This is a genomic window from Prosthecobacter sp. (assembly GCF_044232965.1).
In the GTDB taxonomy this organism is placed as follows: Bacteria; Verrucomicrobiota; Verrucomicrobiia; order Verrucomicrobiales; family Verrucomicrobiaceae; genus Prosthecobacter.
The window spans coordinates 1-5,549 of the sequence record NZ_JBIIKX010000139.1 but is presented as its reverse complement, the minus strand read 5'-3'; the positions used below and the strand labels follow the sequence as shown (position 1 = coordinate 5,549).

4 protein-coding genes and 1 pseudogene are annotated in these 5,549 nt (G+C 60.2%); 1 reads left to right on the top strand and 4 read right to left on the bottom strand.

Going from position 1 to position 5,549, the window contains the following annotated elements; all coding sequences use genetic code 11:
- The 3 genes and pseudogenes from ACILSI_RS26585 to ACILSI_RS26575 all read right to left on the bottom strand — a co-directional run.
- Positions 1–203: pseudogene (locus tag ACILSI_RS26585) on the bottom strand (hypothetical protein); the annotation flags it as partial.
- 60 nt (positions 204–263) lie between these two features.
- Entirely contained in the window at positions 264–1,187 is a 924-nt protein-coding gene (locus ACILSI_RS26580; protein WP_395724957.1) for a leucine-rich repeat domain-containing protein, read from the bottom strand.
- A 52-nt stretch (positions 1,188–1,239) separates the two neighbouring features.
- Complete coding sequence (locus tag ACILSI_RS26575) at positions 1,240–4,491, bottom strand: PVC-type heme-binding CxxCH protein (protein WP_395724956.1); 3,252 nt, start codon at positions 4,489–4,491, stop codon at positions 1,240–1,242.
- 142 nt (positions 4,492–4,633) lie between these two features.
- On the opposite strand from ACILSI_RS26575, the gene ACILSI_RS26570 reads away from it, so the two are divergent.
- Positions 4,634–5,158, top strand: a complete 525-nt coding sequence (locus ACILSI_RS26570) for a cytochrome C (protein ID WP_395724955.1) — start codon at positions 4,634–4,636, stop codon at positions 5,156–5,158.
- Between the two features lie 20 nt (positions 5,159–5,178).
- Here the strand turns inward: ACILSI_RS26570 and ACILSI_RS26565 are convergent, their stop codons facing one another.
- Positions 5,179–5,361 (bottom strand): hypothetical protein, encoded by a 183-nt coding sequence (locus ACILSI_RS26565; RefSeq protein ID WP_395724954.1) that lies wholly within the window; start codon positions 5,359–5,361, stop codon positions 5,179–5,181.
- Positions 5,362–5,549: the final 188 nt, after the last annotated feature.

The window sequence follows — 5,549 nt, the reverse complement described above, 5'->3', positions numbered from 1 at the left end:
TCCAGCTCACCGCTGAGCAGGACGTAGATGCGGGAGTCGATGCTGCCCTCTTTGATGATGCAGTCGCCCGGTTCGCACTGGAGCAGGCTGCTGGAATTTAAAACGTCGTCGAGCTGGTCGTCACTGAAACTCGCCAGCGCGGGCACCGCGCGCAGGGGCGAGGGGTTCTGCCGCTCGTCATGGATGTAGGCAAACTCTTTCATGAAATTCGCCGTGATTGTGGCAGGGCCGGGGACATGCCGACAAGACAAATTTGGGAATTCTCACGGTTTGGGCGCTGCTTTGACCGCCGCGTCGTAAGCGGGCCAAAAACTGGTCGGTGGCTGCAAATCCTTGGCCCCGTCGTCGAAACGCGTGCCGATCTCCTGCAAGGGCAGTGATTTCGCTACCTCGATGCCCGCCGTGATGTTCGCCGGAGTGAAGACGAGGCGCGTGAGCCGCATGCCTTTGAGCGGTGACAGATCCGTCACCGGCGTCTCGGCGATGTGCAGGCGCTGCAAGGCCGTGCCGGTCAGCGGGGAGAGATCCTTCACCTTCGTGCGATGCAGCGTCACACTTACCAGCGGCACCGTTTTGAGCGCACCGATGTTTTCCACCGGACAATCCGTGAGCCAGAGCATCGAGATCGGGCATTTCGCGATGCCCGAGATGTCACCGATGGGGCAGCCGACCGCGTTCAGCTCTGTGAGCGGCATGTTTTCCAGCGCACTGAGATCACGCACCGGGGTGCGGCTCAGGTAGAGCTTTTCCAGCGGCATGCCGCGGATCGGCGAAAGATCCTGCACCTTCGTGTCCTCCAGATACAGCTCGACGATCTTCTTGCCCTGCATCGGGCGCAGATCGGTGATGGGCGTCTCGCTCAAGTCGAGCGCCAGCGGCTCGATGTGCTGCAAAAACTTCACATTGTCGATCTTCGCGCCGCGCAGGCTCAGCGCGACGACTTTGCCACCCTCAATGTTGAACTGGCCGTCGCCCGTGTAGCCCGGATTGTGATACTTGATCTCCGTGTGCATCATCTCCTGCGTCCAATAAACCGCCTTCGGCTCCGGTTTGGCGGGAGCAGGCGCGGCAGCGGGCTTTTCAGCAGCCACTGGCTTCGGTTCGGCAGCAGGTTTGGGGGCTTCTTTTCCGCACTGGGTCAAGGCAAGCGCGGAAAGGAGCGAAAGGAGGAGAAGGGTCGGCTTCATGCCAAGGGCATCACGGATTCTGCGGCTGGATGCAAGCCTGAAGTGGCAAGGTTCACTCCACCATCATCTCGCCTTTCATGACGAGCCAGTGGCCGGGGAAGGTGCAGATGTAGGGGTATTTGCCTTTGGCGGTGGGCGCGGTGAAGCGGAGGACTTCGCGGTCGCCTTGGTTGAGCATTTTGGTTTTGTGCAGGATCTTCGGGGAGTCGGGGATGAAGCCTTTGGCGAAGCCGTCGGGCGTTTTGGCCATTTCGTTGCCGGCCATGCCGACTTCGTCCGCCGCGCCGGGCTGGACGATGAGGAGATTGTGCGGGGTGACGTCCGGATTTTCGAAAACGAGCTTCACGGGGGCTCCGGGGGCGACTTTGAACTCGCGCAGGTCGTAGAGCAGGCGCTCGGGGATGGTCTTGATGGTGATGGTTTGCAGGCCGGGCTGGTTGTCGAAGGGGTTCGGCGGCTCGGGCTTCTTCTTTTTCGCCATGAGTGCGGGTTTGGTGGGCTCGCTGTCTTTGAGGAATTTTGTAAGCTCGGGATGCTTCTGCATGAAAGCGGTGTTGCCCTTCCAAAGCGGCTGCAGCGTGTGGCTGTCGAGCGAGGTGCGCAGCGCGTAGGTGAGGTAAGGGTCCATCGGGTGCTTCAGCAGATCGAGCGCGGCCTCCAAGGCCTCCGGCGTGCCGATGTAACTCGCCGCGATGGCCGCTTCGAGGCGGACGAGGCCGCTGGGGTCGTTGGCGGCATGCTTGAGCAATTCTGTTGTGAGATCAATTTCGGTGCCTCGGAAACGCAGCCCGTGAATGCCGACGGCTCTTGACCGATGATCAGTCGAGGCAAGAAGCTGCTCAATTAATCGGCGCTCAAAAAGTGGAACCCAGGGCATGGAGGTTCCCCCTCGTGTGTCATAACTCATTCGTGACGTAGCTTTGATGATGGGATCATCCAGTTTTGATCGAACGCTTTGGTAGAGCCACAGCGTCTCAATGAGACTTTGGGTGGTATGCGTATCTCTGTAGACGAGACTTCCCTTTTTCAGAGATTCCTCCCATAGGACGCTACTGATGGCACCTTCTGGCGACATCCCTGCGGCATCGTTTAGAAGCTTCTCAACTTCCTTTGCATCCTTCTCCCTCAGCTCCACCTTCGCCCGATACCGCGTGCGGTAGTTTTCGCTCTTCAGCAGCTCCAGCAGCTCGGGGATGCTCGCTCCGGTGATCTTGGGGGCTTCTTCGAGTTTTTGATCCTTCGCGGTGATGCGCCAGATGCGGCCGCTCTTTTTGTCGCGGCGGGTGTCGCGGAGGGAGTATTGGGCGTGGCCTTTGACGGGGTTGTACCAGTCGGCGATGTACATCGCGCCGTCGGGGCCTTGCTGGATGTCCACGGGGATGAAGCTGAGGTTCGTGCTCTGGAAGACGATGCCGACTTTCTTTTCCTCGAAGTGCGTGTCGTGCTCCACCCACTCGTGCAGCTCGACTTCGTTGGTGGGCTTGTAGCGCACGCGCATGAAGTGTTTTTTGTCGCGCAGCTCCTGCGGCCAGTGGCTGCTGGTGAGGAATTCCTGGCCGCAGGTGCCGCTGTAAGCAGGAAAATAGTTCCCGGCGGGGATGTGGATGTCGGGGTAGGGCGCATTGAGCGCGTGCACGGCGCTGGCGAAGACAGGATGGCTGCCGACATGGAAGCCCCAGTCGTCGAAGGTGATGCCCCAGGGGTTCGTGCTCATGTAGCTGCCAAAGGCGAGCAGCCTGCCGGTGGCGGGCGTGTAGCGGAAGAAGCTGCTCTCGCGGGCGCGGACGGGGCCGTAGGGTGTCTCGACCTGGCTGTGATGGAAGATGCTCTCGCGGAAGATGAGATCGCCCTCGGGGCTCCAGACGAAGTCGTGCAGCGCGTGGTGGCTGTCCTCGGTGCCGAAGCCGGTGAGGAGTTTTTCGCGATGGTCGGCCTTGCCGTCGCCATCGGTGTCTTTGAGGAAGGTGAGGTGCGGCTGGTCGGAGACGAAGACGCCGCCATTGCCGAACTCAAAGCTGAGCGGGATGGCGAGCTTGTCGGCCCACACGCTGCATTTGTCCGCGCGGTGGTCGCCATTGGTGTCTTCGAGGATGAGGATGCGGTCCTGCGGGGCCTCGCCGGGCATGATCTGCGGGTAAGTGGTGCTCGTGCTGACCCACAGGCGGCCTTTTCCATCAAACCGGATGGCGATGGGCTTTACGAAGAGCTCCGGAAAGTCTTCTTCGGAGGCGAAGAGGCTGACTTCGAAACGCGGATCGATTTGGAAGGCCTTCAGTTCATCGGCGGGAGAGAGCCATTCGTTGATGGGGCGGTCTCCGGTGATCACCGGAAGGGGTTCGAGCGCGGCATCCAAAGTAGCCATCTCGCTCCGCGAGATGAGCTTGAGGCGATCTTCGTCCGCTGAATCTGCTTTTGGGGATTTGCCCTCGTTCGGCTGCGCTGTGCTCCTCTCGCGGAGCGAGATGGCTACTTTCCAGATGGCGGCGTCTCGGGCTTCGGTCATCTGGAGGAGCTTTTTCAGCTCGCCGGGGAAGTTCACGACGCCGTAGGGCTCCATGCGGCCGCCTTTGATGTAGTAGTAATTCAGCGGGCGGTAGTGCTGGAAGAACTTGTCCTCCTTTTCGACGACGGCGGCGCGGACGGCTTCCTTGAGCTTCGGCGGGGTTTCTTGGGTGAGTTGGTTGTAGAGACGCTCGGAGAAGACGGCGTAGCCGGCGGTGTTGAGATGGACGCCGTTCGTCGTCTTCGGGGTCAAATCGGTGAAAACATCCGCAAAGGCCACCTTCTCGGCTGCGGCGACCTTTTTCATCGCGTCGGTGTAGAGCTTGATTTGCGCGTTGAGATGCTCGTGCGGCTTCTCAGCGGCCGTGGGGCTCACGAGGACGATTTTCGGCTCGGAGTTGCCGTTGTAGCGATGGGCCTTCAGCTCGATGAGGAAGGCTTTCAGAAGCGTTTCGAACTCGGCGAGGCCCTTTTCGCCTTTGAAGCTCTCGTTGAAGCCGAAGGCGGCGAGGATGACGTCCGCCTTGTGCTCGGCGAGGTGCTGGTTGAGGTCGCCAAAGCCATCGGGGCGCGGGCGCAGGGCCACTTCGTCGGCGGACCAGCTCAGATTGCGGAAGACGAGCTTCTCCTTGGCAAAACGCTGGTGCATGAGCGCCTCGAACTGGCCGTCGGCGCGCATGCGGTCAAAGAGCGCATTGCCGATGAGGGCGATGCGGGTACCTGGTTTCAGTTCCAGCGGGAGCTGGGAGAAAGCGGAGAGCCAAGGGCAAAGGGCGAAGAGACTGAAAAGGAGGCGCTTCATGAAGTGGATGGTTGTTCCCGCACGAACCTGAGAAACCGGACGGGCAATGAGCCAAGTCTGAACGTTTCGCGCAACGCATGGCTTTCCTTGAGCGCTGCGGCGGGCTGTTTAAAGTGTCCATGCTGACTTTCTCAACCCTGCCATGCCGATCTACGAGTTCTACTGCCCCGACAACAACAAGCTCTATTCCTTCCTCGCCCGTTCACTGGCGTATCGCGAGAAGGTGCCGACTTGCCCGGATGGCGAAGGTCTGAAAATGGAGAAGCGTGTGTCGCGTTTCGCCGTCATCGGTCAGGCGAAGGAGGACACAGCAGACGATCCCTTCGCGGGCATGGATGAAACGAAGATGGAGAGTTTCATGGCGGACATGGAGCGCGAGATGGGCGGCATGGACGAGGAGAACCCCGATCCGCGCCAACTCGGCCATTTCATGCGCAAGATGACCGACATGATGGGCGACAAAACCCCGCCCGAACTCCGCGAGATGGTGCGCCGCCTCGAATCCGGTGAAGACCCCGAGAAGCTGGAGGAAGAATTCGGCGGCATGGACGAGGGCGAGGCGGGGGACGCGCTTTTCACGCAGATGCTCAAACGCGCCAAAGCCGGCCGCAAAGAACCTGTGCGCGATCCGAAGCTCTATGAGATGCGGGATTTTGTGAAGGAGTGAGCCTCTGGCAAAGGCTGCGGCTACTTGATCTCGAACATCACGTTGACGGGCGTGTCGCTGCGGCTGAAATCGCCGCGCTCCCAGCGCAGACGGGTGTTTTCCCACTGCCAGGCGTCGTTTTGCTCGGGTGTGGCGGTGTCTTTCCCATCCGTCGGAATGCGTCCGTCAGGAAGCTCCATTTCGAGAAGGCTGGGTGGAATCATGAGATAAAAATCTCCCTGCTGCGGGTCTTTGGCAAGACGCCTGGAGATGATCTTGATAAATTAGGCGGTGTCTTTGCAAATCAAGCGAGGTGAGTTCTATCCAGGAGGGCGGCGAAAGTGATGAACCCCGCAAAGGATGAGGCGGTTTTGTCGGCACGCAAAGCGAGGCGTTTGTGTGCCTTCATGCG